General features: G+C 68.9%; 13 protein-coding genes. 11 read left to right on the top strand and 2 right to left on the bottom strand.

The window, feature by feature from the left end:
* Nucleotides 1-92: 92 nt before the first annotated feature.
* Complete coding sequence (locus tag OG876_RS29735; protein WP_328519957.1) at nt 93-722, bottom strand: DUF1961 family protein; 630 nt, start codon at nt 720-722, stop codon at nt 93-95.
* Nucleotides 722-1,759 carry a LacI family DNA-binding transcriptional regulator gene (locus tag OG876_RS29740; RefSeq protein ID WP_328519958.1) on the bottom strand — a complete coding sequence of 346 codons (1,038 nt, stop codon included), beginning with the start codon at nt 1,757-1,759 and terminating at the stop codon, nt 722-724. The genes OG876_RS29735 and OG876_RS29740 overlap by 1 nt, the downstream gene beginning before the upstream one ends.
* 379 nt (nt 1,760-2,138) lie before the next feature.
* On the opposite strand from OG876_RS29740, the gene OG876_RS29745 reads away from it, so the two are divergent.
* The 11 genes from OG876_RS29745 to OG876_RS29795 all read left to right on the top strand — a co-directional run bounded on the left by OG876_RS29745 (nt 2,139) and on the right by OG876_RS29795 (nt 15,994).
* Entirely contained in the window at nt 2,139-4,238 is a 2,100-nt protein-coding gene (locus OG876_RS29745; protein WP_328519959.1) for a hypothetical protein, read from the top strand.
* 1,077 nt (nt 4,239-5,315) lie between these two features.
* Nucleotides 5,316-5,783, top strand: coding sequence for a hotdog fold domain-containing protein (locus OG876_RS29750; RefSeq protein ID WP_328519960.1), 468 nt, complete (start codon nt 5,316-5,318; stop codon nt 5,781-5,783).
* Nucleotides 5,784-5,793: 10 nt separating this feature from the next.
* Nucleotides 5,794-6,966, top strand: coding sequence for a GNAT family N-acetyltransferase (locus OG876_RS29755; protein ID WP_328519961.1), 1,173 nt, complete (start codon nt 5,794-5,796; stop codon nt 6,964-6,966).
* Nucleotides 6,967-7,037: 71 nt separating this feature from the next.
* On the top strand, nt 7,038-7,634 hold the full coding sequence (gene ruvC, locus OG876_RS29760) for a crossover junction endodeoxyribonuclease RuvC (protein WP_328519962.1): 597 nt from the start codon (nt 7,038-7,040) through the stop codon (nt 7,632-7,634).
* Nucleotides 7,631-8,233: a Holliday junction branch migration protein RuvA gene (gene ruvA, locus OG876_RS29765; RefSeq protein ID WP_328519963.1), complete on the top strand. Its 603-nt coding sequence runs from the start codon at nt 7,631-7,633 to the stop codon at nt 8,231-8,233. Before ruvC ends, ruvA begins: the two co-directional genes overlap by 4 nt.
* A gap of 3 nt (nt 8,234-8,236) precedes the next feature.
* Complete coding sequence (gene ruvB, locus OG876_RS29770) at nt 8,237-9,289, top strand: Holliday junction branch migration DNA helicase RuvB (RefSeq protein ID WP_328519964.1); 1,053 nt, start codon at nt 8,237-8,239, stop codon at nt 9,287-9,289.
* Between the two features lie 225 nt (nt 9,290-9,514).
* Nucleotides 9,515-9,958 carry a preprotein translocase subunit YajC gene (gene yajC / locus OG876_RS29775; protein WP_328519965.1) on the top strand — a complete coding sequence of 148 codons (444 nt, stop codon included), beginning with the start codon at nt 9,515-9,517 and terminating at the stop codon, nt 9,956-9,958.
* Nucleotides 9,959-10,081: 123 nt separating this feature from the next.
* Nucleotides 10,082-11,782 carry a protein translocase subunit SecD gene (gene secD, locus OG876_RS29780; protein WP_328526980.1) on the top strand — a complete coding sequence of 567 codons (1,701 nt, stop codon included), beginning with the start codon at nt 10,082-10,084 and terminating at the stop codon, nt 11,780-11,782.
* A complete protein-coding gene (gene secF / locus OG876_RS29785) occupies nt 11,782-12,972 on the top strand; it encodes a protein translocase subunit SecF (protein WP_328519966.1) in 1,191 nt (396 codons plus the stop codon). Before secD ends, secF begins: the two co-directional genes overlap by 1 nt.
* Nucleotides 12,972-13,511, top strand: a complete 540-nt coding sequence (locus tag OG876_RS29790; RefSeq protein ID WP_328519967.1) for an adenine phosphoribosyltransferase — start codon at nt 12,972-12,974, stop codon at nt 13,509-13,511. The genes secF and OG876_RS29790 overlap by 1 nt, the downstream gene beginning before the upstream one ends.
* A gap of 284 nt (nt 13,512-13,795) precedes the next feature.
* The gene (locus tag OG876_RS29795) at nt 13,796-15,994 is read left to right on the top strand and encodes a RelA/SpoT family protein (RefSeq protein WP_328526981.1); all 2,199 of its coding nucleotides are present in this window, start codon (nt 13,796-13,798) and stop codon (nt 15,992-15,994) included.
* Nucleotides 15,995-16,022: the final 28 nt, after the last annotated feature.

A 16,022-nucleotide genomic window follows, 5' to 3' on the forward strand; every position in this document is an offset into this window, starting at 1 on the left:
CATATAGTTGAATCGTCTCAACGTCAACGCCTCGGAAAGCGTTTGTCAGGGAGTGGTCACGGGGAGCTGGATCGAGTGCGTGGACGAGGTGCTCAGGCCGGGAGAATCCGCAGGTTCGCGTACTCGCCGATCAGCGGCGCCATCTGGCGGAAGCCGATCTTGCCGCCGGTCAGCGGCTGGTCGTCGTACCACTGAAAGCTGATCAAATCGTTGACTGCGAACGTGATCAGGCCGCGGTCGACGGAAAGCCTCAGTTTGTAAGGACCTTGGGCGTCCTCGACGCCCGGGATGGGATCGGCGCCCTGCGCGACCAGGTGGAAGCCGTGGCTCTTGCGCAGGTTGCAGGTGTGGAAGGCGCGCTCGGCCGGCCAGCGGCGGCGGAAGTACGAGACGTGGTAGGTGTCCAGATCACCGTGGTGGTACTGCTCGTACGGGCCGGTGCGTGGACTCAGGTCGAAGAGGTCCTCGCCGCCGCGGCCCTTCGCGTGGAAGAACAGGATGCACAGGCCGGGCTCGCGGATGGGCCAGAAGTCCCACTCCACAGTGATATCCGGCGGGAAGTCGTCGGGACACCAGAGCACCACGTTGGCGTCCTGGCCGTCCTCGGCCGGGCGCACACTCTCCAGGCGAAGCCGGCCCAGCGGGAACGAGACGGCGCCGTCGCCTTCCATCCGGAAGCCGGCGAGATCGTCCGGCGACGCCAGTGGGTTCTCGTAGAGCATCAGCGGCGGGTGTGGTCGCTGGACTCGCGGACGATCAGATCCGGCTGGAAGATGACCTGCCGATGGCGATGCCGGTCGGCCGCCTCGACCTCCTCCTGCAGCAGTTCCATCGCGGACCGGCCGAGCAACTCGGCCGGCTGCCGCACCGACGACAGCGGTACGGCGGCCGCCCGCGCGAAGTCGATGTCGTCGTACCCGACGATCGCCATGTCCTCCGGCACGCGCAGGCCGGCCACGGACATCGCCTGCAGGAAGCCCAAGGCGAGCAGGTCATTGGCGAGGAAGGCCGCGGTCGGGCGTGATCGCGCGGGCATCGCGGCGAGCTGCTCACCGATCGCTCGGCCCTCGACCACGCCCATCACGTCGACCTCGTAGTACTGGAGATCGACGTTGTCCGCCTTCGCGACGGTTGCGGTGATGCCGGCCATCCGGTCGGACACCTGCTGCATCGTGAAAGGCCCACCGATAAAGGCGATCCGCCGATGGCCGGCCTCGATCAGATGGTTCCCGGCGAGGCGTCCGCCGAGCTGGTCGTCGACGCTCACCGAGCACAGTCCGCGGTCCGCGGCGCGGTCCACCAGGACGACCGGCGTACCGCGCGCGACCAGTGCGGTCAGGCGGGGATCGGTGCTGTCGAACGGCGTGATCAGTATGCCGAGGACGCGCTGCTGCTCGAGCTGGTCGAGGTGATGGCCTTCGCGCACCGGGTCTGTCTTGCTGTTGCAGAGCATCACCACGGTGTCGTGCTCGTAGGCCAGCGCTTCGGCGCCTTCGGCCAGGTCGGTGAAGAACGGGTTCGCGACGTCGAGCACAACCAGTCCGACAGTCCGGCTCCGCCCCGCCCGCAGGTGCCGCGCCGCCTCGTTCCGCACGAACCCGAGCGCCCGGATGCTGTCCTGCACCCGCTGCCTCGTCGCCGGCGCGACGATCCACGGCCGATTGAGCACATTGCTGACAGTGCCCACCGAAACCCCGGCCCGATGCGCAACCTCCTTGATGCTGGGCGTCGCCATCGTCCCCCGTCCAGCAGCCGTCATCGTCCGCCGCAGTCTATCCAGCCCCAATTGAATCGTCTAAATACGACCTACGGCCCCGCTTTCGCGCCCGCTGATCCTGACCACCTTCGGCCGAAGGGCCATGACAACGCCGTGCCAACCCTCCGACACCGCCACGCTGCTCGGCTGGATCGCGCCTCGGGGCCGCCGGACGGCGCCCCGAGCCCAAACGCCCTCATTCACCCCGGCTCGGCGAACCGTGAGCATCAACTGTCGCCAACTCCTCAGCATCTCGGCCGTCACGTCGTCGCATATCCACCCACCCTCGCCATCTCGGTGTGATGTTTCCCCTTGTGGATAAGGGTTTTCGGGGCATCATCGGATTTGCCGCCGCATGGTAGGTCTGCGTAGAATCGCACACATGTTCGAAGGAGATCTGGCGACGCTGTCGACGGCCGACCTGCTGGAATCGGCCGCCGAACACCGCGCCGAGGCCAACCGCATGGCCGCGCGACAACTCGAACACGCCCAGCTCTACGCCGACCGCCACCACCCCTCCACCCGCCCGGACCAACCCACCCGCCCCGGCCGCCGCCCGTACGACGGCCGCGAACGTGCCGTCGTGCTCGGAGGCGACGGCTGCCCCGAAGTCCTGGAATTCGCGATCGCCGAATTCGCCGTCGTCCTGGGCATCTCACCTCGGGTCGCCGCCGACTACCTCGGCCACGCCCTGGCGCTGCGCCACCGCTTCCCCCACACCTGGGCCCGTGTCCAAGCAGGCGACGCGACCCCCTGGAAGGCCTGCCGGATCGTCGCCGACTGCGCCAAGCTCTCCGAGGACGCCGCGCACTACGTCGACCACCGCATCGCCCGCCTGGTGGACTCGATCACCCCCTACCGGCTGCAGAAGATCGTCACCGCCGCCAAGCTCCATGCCGACCCCGACCTGGCCCAGACCGAGGCCGATGAGAAGGCCCGCGAACGCGGCGTGTTCATCGGCCGTTCCACCGAACACGGCACCAAATCCATGTACGTCAAAGCCGCCGCCGGCGCGATCATCCGCCACGACGCCACTCTCACCGCCATCGCCGACGCCCTCAAAACCTTCGGCGACCCCCGCCCCATCCAACACCGCCGCGCCGCCGCCATCGGCATCATCGCCGACCCCCGCTACACCCAAGAACTCCTCACCCAATCCCGCACCCACCACCAAACCCCCACCCCAGCCATCACCGCCACCCCAGTCACCGCCGCGCCAGTCACCGCCGCGCCAGTCACCGCCGCGCTCGGCGGGACCGCGCCAGCCAGCACCGCGCTGGGCGCGACGACGCCGGAGACCATTGCTCAGGAGGCCACCGGCCCAGACCTCGCCACTGCGGACCGCACGCGCCGCGACGCCGACGACAGTGCCCGTCACGCAGCCAACCCCGGCGCCGACGACAATGCGCGTCACGCAGCCAACCTCGGCGCCGCCCCGGCCCATGCTCGCCCCGACCACCCAGACCACCCCGACCGCCCCGATCGCCGCGTCGACTCAGGGGCGCCGGCCGCGGCCGCGGCACTCAGACACGATGCGGATCCCGGCTCGGGATCCGGTTCCTGGTGCGATGACGAGGACCTGCTTGACGACCAGGCGAGCATCTGGGCGAGTGCCTGCGACGAGCCCGGCCCGGGCGACGAGGCAGACCGCGACGCACCCCACCCCAGCACCAGCGACCTGCCCGACCCCCTCGACATCCCCTACACCGTGCCGATCGAACCACTCGACCCGCTCGACCCCGGCCTACACATCGACCCCGACCACAGCGACGAAGGCGAGCCCCTGGACGCCGCGGCCCAACGGGCCCTACACGCCCGTCTCGCCCAGATCAAGCTCGACGCCTACACCCACCCCATCACCGGCTGCACCGACCACGCCGGCTGCACCGAGCGCACCGGCTGCACCGCCGATCGCACCACCGGCTCTGGCGGCACCGACCACACCAGCGGCGGCGGCCGCAGCGGTGGACAGCTACGCCCGGGACAGACCCAGATCTACGTCCACCTCACCGACCACACCCTGGCCACCGGCACCGGCGTCCTGCGCGCCGAAGCCATCGGCCCGCTGCTCGCCGACCAACTGGCCGAACTCATCGGCCACGGCCCCTACAGCGTCAAGCCCGTCATCGACCTCAACGACGCCGTCAGCGTCGACGCCTACGAAATCCCCGACCGGATCCGCGAACGCGTCAAACTCACCCACCCCGTCGAACTCTTCCCCTTCGGCACCCAAGAAACCCGCCCCGCCATGGACCTGGACCACCTCCAGCCCTACGATCCTCTCGGCCCACCGGGTCAGACCAACACCAGCAACCTCGCGCCGCTGGGCCGGTACGGCCACCGGGTCAAGACCCACGCCCACGGCTGGAAGGTACGGCGCCTGGACCCCAAGACCCTGGAATGGAGCACACCCCACGGCTTCACCTTCCACGTCACCCCCACCGGCACCATCAGAGTCAACCGTCCCCGCCCCGGAGCCTGACCTGACCACCCTTCTGATCCGGCGCGTGACCGTTGCCCGGCTTCGACACCGCGCGACTACGTCAACGACCCCGGAATCGGCGATTTGCGCGATCGGCTCATGCACCAGCGCGGCCGTGTGAAGAGGTATCGCTAGCCGATGAGGTCGCCGCTTCAACGGAAGGTCGTGCGCCGCTGGGAGAGCCCGCCGCCTCAACGGAAGTCGCCCCGCCGCTGGGAGAGCAGCCCGGCGCTGGGTGGTCGTTTCCCTGGTGGTCTCGGCGGCGCGAACCCGTCGCGGTCAACGTAGACCCTCGAGCAGTAGACGGTGCCCGGGACGGCAGCCGACCGGTGCATCGTCAACAGGTGGTTGTCCTGGTCCTGACAGACGCACGCGGAGCGGGTAGGTCGCAGCCTCCGTGGGCAACAGGAGCCCTGTCATAACCGCCGAGGACGTCGACCGGTCACATGGTGCAAGGATCGGGTTGGCGAGGGTTGGTCGCCCGGAGCACCGCACAGAGTGCGAACCGAGCGTGCAGCTGGATTCGTCCTGCTCGTGTTCGGCAGGCAGATGGTGATGTGGTCGAGCCGGGGACTTCGACCGGTCGTATGGTGCAAACGATCGGGTTGGCGAGGTTGGTCGCCTTCTGCGCCGCTCAGGGTGCGATCCGCGCGTGCAGCTGGATTCGTCCCGCTGGTTCGGTAGGCAGATGGTGATGTGGTCGAGCCGGGGACTTCGACCGGTCGTATGGTGCAAACGATCGGGTTGGCGAGGTTGGTCGCCTTCTGCGCCGCTCAGGGTGCGATCCGCGCGTGCAGCTGGATTCGTCCCGCTCGTCTTCGGCAAGCAGATGGTGATGTGGTCGAGCCGGCAGGCTGCGGTCCAGGCTCATCCCGCTGGGCCTGTGGGGCGTTCCTCGCAGATCAGATCCAGTTCCTATGGCTGCGTCGCCGCGGGCAGTTGTTTCGCGGATTGCGTCCGGTCGTGTTGGGGCTGCGTGACTGCCACCGGAGGCGGCCGGATGACTGTCGCCGCGAAGCGGTGTCCTTTGGGCGGGTTCTCTCGACGGGATAAGTGACTCGTGGGTAACATCAACGCATGGCGAGTCAGGTGTTGGGGATGTGGGAGCGGTTGCGGGTGGTGCCTGGTGGGGAGCGGGTGTTTTCGCGGGCGTTCACGTGGCGGGCGCCGTACTTCCGGTCGATCCGGCCGCGGTTCGTGCAGGTGAGTCCGAACTATGCGGCGCTCGTGCTGCCGAAGCGGCGGGCGGTGCAGAACCACATCGGGACCGTGCATGCGATTGCCGTGTGCAACGGTTTGGAGGCGGCCATGGGGGCGTTGGCGGAGGCGACGACTCCGCGCGGCAAGCGGTGGCTGCCGAAGGGGATGGAGGTCAACTACCTGGCCAAGTCCACGTCCGACCTGACCTGCTCCGCCGAGACGGATCCGGGTGCGTGGAGCGCGGGTCCCGACGTACCCGTGAAGGTCAAGGCCACGCGCGACGACGGCACGGTGGTTGTGGAAGGCACGATCCACCTGTGGGTGACGGACCGGCCCGCGTCGTAGGGTCGACGGCGTGACTGATGCGCTGCGGTTGGTGGACATCACCGAGGACCACCTCGAGGACGTGTTGCGGGTCCGGAGGCAGTCGTTCGGGGGGATGGCGTCGGGGGCCCGGGACGAGTGGTGGAAGTACGCCGTGAAGTTCCTTGAGGACGGCCGGTACCTCGGGGTCGCCAACGGGGACGAGGTGGTCGCGGCGGCTCGGTTCTGGGACTTTGAGCAGTGGTGGGGCGGCCGGCGGGTCCCGATGGCGGGTGTGGCCGGTGTGGTGGTGGCACCGGAGTACCGCGGTCGTGGTGTCGGCAGCAAGTTGATGCGAGGGGTGCTGCGGCGCGCGGCCGAGAAGGGCTTCCCGCTGTCTGGGCTGTATCCGGCGACCACGGTGATCTACCGGCACCTCGGCTACGAGTTCGGCGGCTCGCGGTACAAGTTCGCCTTCCAGTCCGCGGATCTGCGCCGGCTCGGCGGCAAGGACGTCAGCATTCGGAGGGCCGGTCCCGACGACGCCGAGCGGTTCCGCGAGGTGGCGAGTCAGGTCAACGAGTCCCGGCGGGCGAACGGTCCGCTGATCTGGCCGCTCGACGAGATCGAGGAGTGGCTCGCGGACGAGGACAACACCGCGTTCCTCGCCGAGGACGGTTTCGTCCTCTACAACTGGGCTGGCGACGAGGAGTTGGGGATCGAGGAGTTGATCGCCGGCTCGGAGCGGACCGCCCGGGCGTTGTGGGCGACGGTCGGTTCGGGTTCGTCGACCGCGAAGACGGTGCATGCCTACCTTCCGCCGGCCGATCCGATCCACTTCATGGTCGAGACCGAGGCGGCGAAGGCGGTCGAGATCCAGCGGTGGATGCTGCGGCTGCTCGATTCCCCGGCGGCGATCGCGGCCCGCGGGTTCGCGGCGGGCGCCGTACTGGAGTTGGACGTGCGCATCGAGGATCCCGACGTACCGGAGAACAGCGGGGATTGGCATCTGTCGGTGGCTGACGGATCCGGGCAGCTGACGAAGGCGCAGCCGTCTGGCGACGCAATCGGGGTCGGGCCGCGCGGATTGGCTGCTTTGTACGCCGGTACGTCGCTCGCAGCGCTGCGGGGAGCGGGATTGCTTCAGGGTGGATCGGTGGCCGCGGATCCCGCCATCGAGGCTGCCTTCGCGGGGCCGACGTCGTACATGCTCGACTACTTCTGATCCGGCGCGTCGATTTCCGGCTGTCCGGGACCGCCGACTAGGGTTGTCGAACAAACGTTCGGAGGTGGTCCATGCGCGTGCTCGGCGTCGACCCGGGGCTCACCCGGTGCGGCCTCGGCATCGTCGAGGGCACACCGGGCAGGCCGCCGACGCTGGTCGCCGTCGGGGTGATCCGGACGCCGGCCGACCTGGACGTGGCCAAGCGGCTGGTCCGGATCGAGGCCGAGTTGGAGGAGTGGATCACCGAGCATCGGCCGGATGCGGTCGCGGTCGAGCGGGTATTCGCGCAGCAGAACGTCCGCACGGTGATGGGTACGGCGCAGGCGTCCGGAGTCGCCATGGTCGTCGCGGCCCGGCGCGGTCTGCCGGTCGCGTTGCATACGCCCAGCGAGGTCAAGGCCGCCGTCACCGGATCGGGTCGCGCCGACAAGGAGCAGGTGACCACGATGGTCACCCGGATTCTCAAGCTGGCCGAGCGCCCGACGCCCGCGGACGCCGCCGACGCGCTGGCGCTGGCGATCTGTCACGTCTGGCGTGGTGGAGTGACGAGCAAGTTGCAGGAAGCGGCCGCGAGCCGGACGAACCTCGAGGCCCTGGCGCAGGCGCAGTCCCGCCTGCAGCTGGCCAGGTTGCGGGCAGCGGTGGCAGCACAGGAAGGCAGGAGATGATCGCGTTCGTGCGGGGGCCGGTGGCGGCCATCGGGGTGGACAGTGCCGTGATCGAGGTCGGCGGAGTGGGGCTGCAGGTGTTCTGCCATCCCGGCACGCTGGCGGGGCTGCGGCCGGGGCAGGAGGCCCGGGTCGCGACCTCGATGGTCGTGCGGGAAGACTCGCTGACGTTGTACGGGTTCTCGGACGACGACGAGAAGGATCTGTTCGAGCTGCTGCAAACAGCGTCCGGCGTCGGGCCGAAGCTGGCGCAGGCAGCGCTGGCCGTGCTGAGCCCGGACCAGCTGCGACAGGCCGTTGCGACCGAGAATCTCGCCGTACTGGTGAAAGTTCCCGGCATCGGCAAGAAGGGCGCGCAGCGGATCGTGCTGGAGCTGAAGGACAAGATCGGTGCGCCGTCGAAGACGGTCACCGGCCGTCCGCTGCAGACGCACGAGGCCTGGCGTGACCAGGTGCACGCCGGTCTGGTCGGCCTCGGGTGGTCGGCCCGGGACGCGGAGGACGCCGTCACCGCGGTCTCACCGCTCGCTGCCGACAGCCCGAACCCGTCCGTCCCCGACCTGCTCCGCGCCGCGCTGCGCGTGCTCTCGAAGGCGTAATCCATGGAGGACAACGTCCGGCCGCTCGTGTCCGCGGACGCGGTGGATCTCGAGGAACGCAAGATCGAGTCCGCGCTGCGGCCGCGCACTTTGGCCGAGTTCGGCGGGCAGCGGCGGGTCAGCGAGCAGCTCGAGCTGGTCCTGCACGCCGCCCGCGGGCGTAACCGGGCTCCGGATCACGTCCTGCTGTCCGGCCCGCCCGGGCTCGGTAAGACCACGCTGGCGATGATCATCGCCAGCGAGATGTCCGCGCCACTGCGAGTGACCAGCGGTCCGGCGATCCAGCACGCCGGCGACCTGGCCGCGATCCTGTCGGGTCTGAGCGAGGGCGAAGTGCTGTTCCTCGACGAGATCCACCGGATGTCGCGGCCCGCCGAAGAGCTGCTCTACATGGCGATGGAGGACTTCCGGGTCGACGTGATCGTCGGCAAGGGGCCGGGCGCGACCGCGATCCCGCTGGAGATCCCGCCGTTCACGCTGGTCGGCGCGACCACGCGCGCCGGGTTGCTACCGGGGCCGCTGCGGGACCGGTTCGGGTTCACCGGTCACCTGGAGTTCTACGAGGCCGCCGAGCTGGAGAAGATCGTGAACCGGTCGGCCGCGCTGCTCGAGGTCGACATCACCCCGGAGGCCGCGGCCGAGATCGCGTCCCGGTCCCGCGGTACGCCGCGGATCGCGAACCGGCTGCTTCGCCGGGTCCGCGACTACGCGGAGGTACGGGCCGATGGCATCGTGACGATCGCGCTGTCGAAAGCCGCGCTGGAGCTGTACGAGGTGGACAAGATGGGCCTGGACCGGCTCGACCGGTCCGTTCTGGACGCGCTGTGCCGCCGATTCGGCGGGGGACCGGTGGGTCTTTCCACGTTGGCGGTTGCGGTCGGCGAAGAACGTGAGACCGTGGAGGAAGTGGCCGAGCCATTCCTGGTCCGGTCCGGTTATCTGGCCCGTACGCCGCGCGGCCGCGTCGCCACGCCCGCGGCCTGGCGGCACATCGGGCTCAAAGTCCCGAAGGGCGCCACCTTCGCGGACACTCTGTTCGACACCGACGACGACTGAAAGAGTTCGACCCAGACTGACACCGAGGGAACGTCCGTGGGTGCCGGTACGTAGACACTGCGTAGCGAGTAACTCAAACGTGACCCGGTGTCATGAGGTACTTGTTGCCGCTCAGGGTTAGACTCCCCGATGGCCTGACCTCAGGCCATTCCGCTGCGACCTGCGCGCTTGAGCAGAGCGTGCCGGACGCCCGTACTCCCGATCGACGAAGGATTCTGAGACCCGATGCAACTCCTCGCCGTACCGATGGCCTCTTCCGGCGGCTCCGGCATCACGCTGCTGCTGCCGCTGATCCTGATTGTCGGGATGATCTGGTTCATGAGCCGCACGCAGCGTAAGCAGCGCGCCCGGCAGGCCGAGACGGTGGCCGCGCTCACCCCCGGCACCAAGGTGATCACCACCAGCGGTCTGGTCGGCATCGTCGAGGAGACCGACGACGAGTACGTGACCCTGGAGATCTCCGAGGGCGTGCTGGTCCAGCTGGTCAAGGCCGCGGTCGGCCGGGTCGTCCCGGACGACGACGCCGCCGACGAGCCGGTTGAAGCGGACGAGCCGGTGATCGACGAGACCGCCAAGGACACCGTCGACGTACCGCAAGCCGGCAAGGACAAGGCCGACGGCAAGGTGCAGGACGCGCCGAAGCTGCCGCCGACCCACACCGAGAACTGATTTCCGTCCCAACGGCCTGCGGCGCGACGCCCGGCGTCCACTCGACGTTGCGGCGCGCCCAGAAGCACAAAGGTTGAATCTGACGTGGCAACGACGACGACATCCCGGCCCTGGCGGAACTTGATCGCCCTGGCGGTCATCGTGGTCCTGCTGTTCGGGATCATGGCGCTGACCAACACCTGGAAGCCCAAGCTCGGCCTGGACCTGCGCGGTGGCACCACCATCACGCTGACCGCGAAGCCGGTCGCCGGCAGCGGTTCGGTGACCGCCGATCAGCTGAACGAGGCGAAGAACATCATCTCTCAGCGGGTCAACGGCGCGGGTGTCGCGGAGGCCGACATCACCACCTCCGGCGGAAACCACATCAACGTGGCCGTCCCGGGCGCCACGCAGGACGCGCTGGTGAAGCAGGTCGGCCAGACCGCGCTGCTCTACTTCCGGATCGTGTACGACGCCCAGGCGCTCGCGCCGGCGGCGACACCGACGCCGACCCCGTCCGGGACGCCGAAGCCGAGCACGACGCCGAAGCCCAGTACGACGGTGAAGCCCAGCACCACGGTCAAGCCGAGCACCACCCCGAAGGGCCGGGCCTGGACCAGCGCGCTCGGTGAGGCCACGCCGACTCCGAAGCCGAGCACGACGCCGACTGCCAAGCCGAGTACGCCGGCCGCTACACCGACGGCGCCTGCGACGAACACCGGCGACCCGTTGACCTACACCCCGGACGCGGCGACGCAGGCCGCGTTCGCGGCGTACAAGTGCGGTGACCCGCAGACGCAGGACCCGAACCTGCCGCAGTTCTCCTGTGACCGCAACCAGCAGTACAAGTACCTGCTCGGCCCGGCGATCCTGAAGGGCACCGACCTGGCCGACGCCAGCGCGGGCATCCCGCAGGGCGGCTTCCAGTGGCAGGTGAACCTGAAGTTTACCGGCGAGGGCGGCGACAAGTTCCTCAAGGCCACCACGAACATCTCCCAGCGCGGCCAGGGCCAGAACCTCTTCGCGATCGTGCTCGACGGGGTGACGATCTCGACGCCGAGCGTGGAGAACCCGATCCCGGGCGGCCAGGCGCAGATCACCGGCACCTTCACCGAGGCCGAGGCGCGGGACCTGGCGAACGTGCTGAAGTACGGCGCCCTGCCGGTCTCGTTCGACATCTCCTCGGTCGAGACCGTGTCGCCGCAGCTCGGTGGTGACCAGCTGACCGCGGGCATCTGGGCCGGCATCATCGGCCTCATCCTGGTCGTCCTGTTCTGCTTCCTGTACTACCGCGGGCTGGGGATCGTGGTGGTGGCGTCGCTGGGGATCGCGGGCATCCTGACGTACCAGCTCGTCTGTCTGCTCGGCCATGCGATCGGGTTCACTCTGACCTTGGCCGGCATCGCCGGTCTGATCGTGGCGGTCGGTATCACCGCGGACTCGTTCATCATCTACTTCGAACGACTCCGCGACGAGGTGCGTGAGGGCCGCAGCCTGCGCTCCTCGGTGGAGACCGGGTGGGCCCGGGCCAAGCACACGATCATCGCGGCCGACTCGATCTCGCTGCTCGCCGCGGCGGTGCTCTACGTCCTGGCGATCGGCAGTGTGAAGGGCTTCGCGTTCACGCTCGGCCTGACCACGCTGCTCGACCTGCTGATCGTGTTCATGTTCACCAAGCCGCTGGTCACGCTGCTGGCCCGGACCGAATTCTTCGGTCACGGCCACAAGATGTCCGGTCTGGATCCCGAACATCTCGGTGTCGAGCGGCTGCCGGGTCAGACGAAACCGTCGTCCCGGCCTGCCAAGCCGTCGTCGAGGCCCAAGCCGGTTGGAGGGGAGGTCTGATGTCGAAGCTCGGACAGCTGGGTGCCAAGCTGCACCGCGGTGAGGTCTCGTACGACTTCATCGGTCATCGCAAGCTCTGGTTCGGCATCTCCCTGGCCCTGATCGTCGTGTCGCTGGTCGGCCTGTTCGCCCGGGGCCTGGCGCTCGGCATCGAGTTCAAGGGCGGCGTCGAGTACCAGGCGAACGTCAAGGTCACCGGTAGCACCGTCGACGACTTCACGAACGTGGTGAAGGCGACGAATGCCAAGGATCTCGGCGACCCGGTCGTGACCACCATCGGCTCCGACAAGGTGCGGGTGCAGACCAAGCCGCTGGCGCAGGACGACATTGCGAAGGTCCGTGCCGCGATCGCCAAGCAGGCCGGGATCCCGATCGAGCAGGTGACCTCACAGCAGATCGGCGCGTCCTGGGGCAAGCAGATCGCGGACAAGGCGATCTGGGCGCTGGGTGTGTTCCTCGGCCTGGTGTTCCTGGTGATCTGGGCCTACTTCCGAGAACCCAAGGCCTCAGCGGCCGCGATCATCGCGCTGATGCATGACGTGACCATCACGGTCGGCGTGTATGCGCTGGTCGGTTTCGATGTCACGCCTGCCACGGTGATCGGCGTACTGACGATCCTCGGATACTCGCTGTACGACACCGTCGTCGTGTTCGACAAGGTGCGGGAGAACACCCGGGGTATCACCGGGAACACCCGCTACACCTACTCCGAGGCGACCAACCTGGCCGTCAACCAGACCGTCGTACGGTCGATCAACACCACGGTGACCGCGTTGCTGCCGATCGCCTCGATCCTCGTCGTCGGCACCGTGGTGCTGGGGACCGGGCCGCTCAAGGACCTGTCGCTGGCGCTGTTCGTGGGTGTCGCGGTCGGTGCGTACTCGTCGATCTTCATCGCGCCGGCGCTGCTCGCGACCTTCAAGGAGCGCGAGCCGGGCATGCAGGCACTGCGCCGCCGGATCATGGCCAGGCGGGCCCAGGCGGCGAGCGCGGGTGCTCCGGTCGCGGTGGCGCCCGCGGGTGCTGGTGCGGCTGCGGGTGCGGCCGCCGCGCGGTCCGTCCAGGACACGCCGCGCAAGAAGGACCGGCCGGCAGGTACGGCGCCGACGCCGGCGGCACGCCCGATGAAGGCGACAGCGGCCGGCCGGCCGCAGCCGACGCGCAAGCCGCGGTCGAAGCGCGGTAAGTGATGCGGTCGCTCGAGCAGGTCCTGTCCGACGGCATCCGCGACATCCCGGACTACCCGCAGGCGGGGGTGGTGTTCAAGGACATCACCCCGCTGCTGGCCGACCACAGCGGGTTCGCCCAGGTGGTCGAGGCGCTGGCCGCCTCCGGGAAGGACGACGACGGGAACCCGGTGGTCGACAAGGTGGTCGGGATCGAGGCGCGCGGGTTCATCCTGGCCGCCCCGGTCGCGCTCGCCCTCGGCGCCGGGTTCGTGCCGGTGCGGAAGAAGGGCAAGTTGCCGGCTGCGACGTACGAGGAGTCGTACGCACTGGAGTACGGCGAGGCGACCATCGAGGTGCATCAGGACGCGTTCGCGCCGGGGGAGCGGGTGCTCGTGATCGACGACGTCCTGGCCACCGGCGGCACGGTCGAGGCGTGTCTGCGGCTGATTCGCCGCTGCGGCGCCGAGGTGCTGGGGACGGCGGTCCTGCTGGAACTTTCCTTCCTGCCGGGCCGCAAACGCCTCGCCGACGAGCAGTTGACCGCCCTCGTCACGGTTTGAATCAGTTGCTCTACCCGGCGTGTTGTCCACAGGGTGTTTCTGCCCCGTTGGCCGTCGCCCCCTAGACTGGTGGTCTGTCGGCGGAGGGACACAACGTGGGCGAAGACCCGGCGATGACATCGGCGGTGCCGAACGTGGTACCGCAGGAGCCCCCGCGCGCGCCCACACCCGTGCGCCCGGCGCCCGTGTCGCCGCCTGCCGCCCAACCGCCCCGGATCGCACCCGCCCGCGTTCGGGCCCGGCTCGCCCGCCTCGGCGGCACCAGGCACCCGAACCGCGCGCCGATGCTCGAGCCGCTGTTCCGGGTCGTCCGTGCGACCCACCCGAAGGCCGACCTCGGCATGATCGAGCGCGCCTACCGGACCGCGGAGAAGTACCACACCGGCCAGCTGCGCAAGAGCGGTGACGCGTACATCACGCACCCGCTCGCGGTCGCCACCATCCTGGCCGAGCTCGGTATGACCGCGCCGACCCTGTGCGCAGCGCTGCTGCACGACACCGTCGAGGACACGCCGTACACGGTCGCGGACCTGACGCGCGACTTCGGCGAAGAGATCGCAATGCTGGTCGACGGCGTCACCAAGCTGGACAAGGTCAAGTACGGCGAGTCCGCGCAGGCCGAGACGATCCGCAAGATGGTCGTCGCGATGGCCAAGGACATCCGGGTGCTGGTGATCAAGCTCGCCGACCGGCTGCACAACATGCGCACGCTCGGCTTCCTGCGGCAGGAGAAGCAGGAGCGGATCGCCCGCGAGACCCTCGAGATCTACGCCCCGCTGGCGCACCGGCTGGGTATGAACACGATCAAGTGGGAGCTCGAGGACCTGTCCTTCTCGACCCTGCACCCGAAGGTGTACGACGAGATCGTCCGGCTGGTCGCCGAGCGCGCGCCGTCCCGGGACGAGTACCTCGCCTCGGTCATCGACCAGGTGCACGAGGACCTGCGCGGAGCCAAGGTGAAGGCGACCGTCACCGGCCGGCCGAAGCACTACTACTCGATCTACCAGAAGATGATCGTCCGCGGCCGGGAGTTCGGCGACATCTACGACCTGGTCGGCATCCGCGTGCTGGTCGAGTCGGTCCGGGACTGCTACGCCGCGCTCGGCATACTGCACGCGCGGTGGAACCCGGTGCCCGGCCGGTTCAAGGACTACATCGCGATGCCGAAGTTCAACATGTACCAGTCGCTGCACACCACCGTGATCGGCCCGCAGGGCAAGCCGGTGGAGCTGCAGATCCGGTCGTTCTCGATGCACCGCCGGGCGGAGTACGGCATCGCCGCGCACTGGAAGTACAAGGAAGACCCGACGACGGCCGCGCCGGACGTGGCCGGTGCGCCGAGCACCGAGATCGGCGGGCCGAACGAGATGCCCTGGGTGCGGCAGCTCGTCGACTGGCAGCGGGAGACCTCCGACCCGTCGGAGTTCCTCGATTCGCTGCGGTTCGAGATCAACAACTCCGAGGTGTATGTCTTCACCCCGCGCGGCGACGTGATGTCGCTGCCGACGGGGTCGTCGCCGGTCGACTTCGCGTACGCGATCCACACCGAGGTCGGGCACCGCTGCATCGGCGCCCGGGTCAACGGCCGGCTCGTGCCGCTGGAGAGCACCCTCGAGAACGGTGACGTCGTCGAGGTCTTCACCTCGAAGGCGCAGGGCGCCGGTCCGTCGCGCGACTGGCTGACGTTCGTCAAGAGCCCGCGCGCGCGGAACAAGATCAAGCACTGGTTCTCGAAGGAGCGCCGCGACGAGGCGATCGAGCACGGCAAGGACGCGATCGCCAAGCAGCTCCGCAAGGAGGGCCTGCCGCTGCAGCGCCTGCTCTCGCACGAGACGCTCACCGCGGTCGCCAACTCGCTGCGCTATCCGGACGTCACCGGTCTGTACGCCGCGGTCGGCGAGAGCCACGTCAGCGCACAGGCCGTCGTACGGCGTCTGATCGAGACGTACGGCGGTGAGGAGGGCGCGGCCGAGGATCTGTCCGAGGGCGTGCGGCTGCCGGCCAGTCGGGAGCGCCGGAAGCGGACGGCTCGCGGCGACGCCGGTGTGATCGTCAAGGGCGCGACGGACGTGCTGTCGAAGCTGGCCCGATGTTGTACGCCGGTGCCGGGCGACGAGATCATCGGCTGGATCACAAGGGGCGCCGGGGTGTCGGTGCACCGGGCGGACTGCGCCAACGTCGAGAACCTGCAGACCCAGCCGGAGCGCATCGTCGAGGTCGAGTGGGCGCCGACCGCTCAGTCGGTCTTCCTGGTCGCGATCCAGGTCGAGGCACTGGACCGGGCCCGCCTGCTCTCGGACATCACCCGGGTGCTGTCGGACTACCACGTGAACATCCTGTCCGCGGCCCTCACCACCACCCGCGACCGCATCGCCAAGTCCCGCTTCACCTTCGAAATGGGCGACCCGACCCACCTCGGCCATGTCCTGAAGGCCGTCCGCTCCGTCGAAGGCGTCTTCGACGTCTACCGCGTCACGCAATAACTCGATCGACACCAGCGGTGGTGCTCGG

It is taken from the genome of Kribbella sp. NBC_00359, from assembly GCF_036097425.1.
Taxonomy (GTDB): Bacteria; Actinomycetota; Actinomycetes; order Propionibacteriales; family Kribbellaceae; genus Kribbella.

Excerpts from the sequence above, each read along its gene's own strand:
- OG876_RS29795 (WP_328526981.1), top strand. The coding sequence starts at position 13,796 with ATGCTCGAGCCGCTGTTCCGGGTCGTCCGTGCGACCCACCCGAAGGCC.
- ruvB (WP_328519964.1), top strand. The coding sequence starts at position 8,237 with ATGGAGGACAACGTCCGGCCGCTCGTGTCCGCGGACGCGGTGGATCTC.
- OG876_RS29740 (WP_328519958.1), bottom strand. The coding sequence starts at position 1,759 with ATGACGGCTGCTGGACGGGGGACGATGGCGACGCCCAGCATCAAGGAG.
- OG876_RS29735 (WP_328519957.1), bottom strand. The coding sequence starts at position 722 with ATGCTCTACGAGAACCCACTGGCGTCGCCGGACGATCTCGCCGGCTTC.
- yajC (WP_328519965.1), top strand. The coding sequence starts at position 9,515 with ATGCAACTCCTCGCCGTACCGATGGCCTCTTCCGGCGGCTCCGGCATC.
- ruvC (WP_328519962.1), top strand. The coding sequence starts at position 7,038 with ATGCGCGTGCTCGGCGTCGACCCGGGGCTCACCCGGTGCGGCCTCGGC.
- OG876_RS29790 (WP_328519967.1), top strand. The coding sequence starts at position 12,972 with ATGCGGTCGCTCGAGCAGGTCCTGTCCGACGGCATCCGCGACATCCCG.
- secF (WP_328519966.1), top strand. The coding sequence starts at position 11,782 with ATGTCGAAGCTCGGACAGCTGGGTGCCAAGCTGCACCGCGGTGAGGTC.
- OG876_RS29745 (WP_328519959.1), top strand. The coding sequence starts at position 2,139 with ATGTTCGAAGGAGATCTGGCGACGCTGTCGACGGCCGACCTGCTGGAA.
- OG876_RS29750 (WP_328519960.1), top strand. The coding sequence starts at position 5,316 with ATGGCGAGTCAGGTGTTGGGGATGTGGGAGCGGTTGCGGGTGGTGCCT.
- ruvA (WP_328519963.1), top strand. The coding sequence starts at position 7,631 with ATGATCGCGTTCGTGCGGGGGCCGGTGGCGGCCATCGGGGTGGACAGT.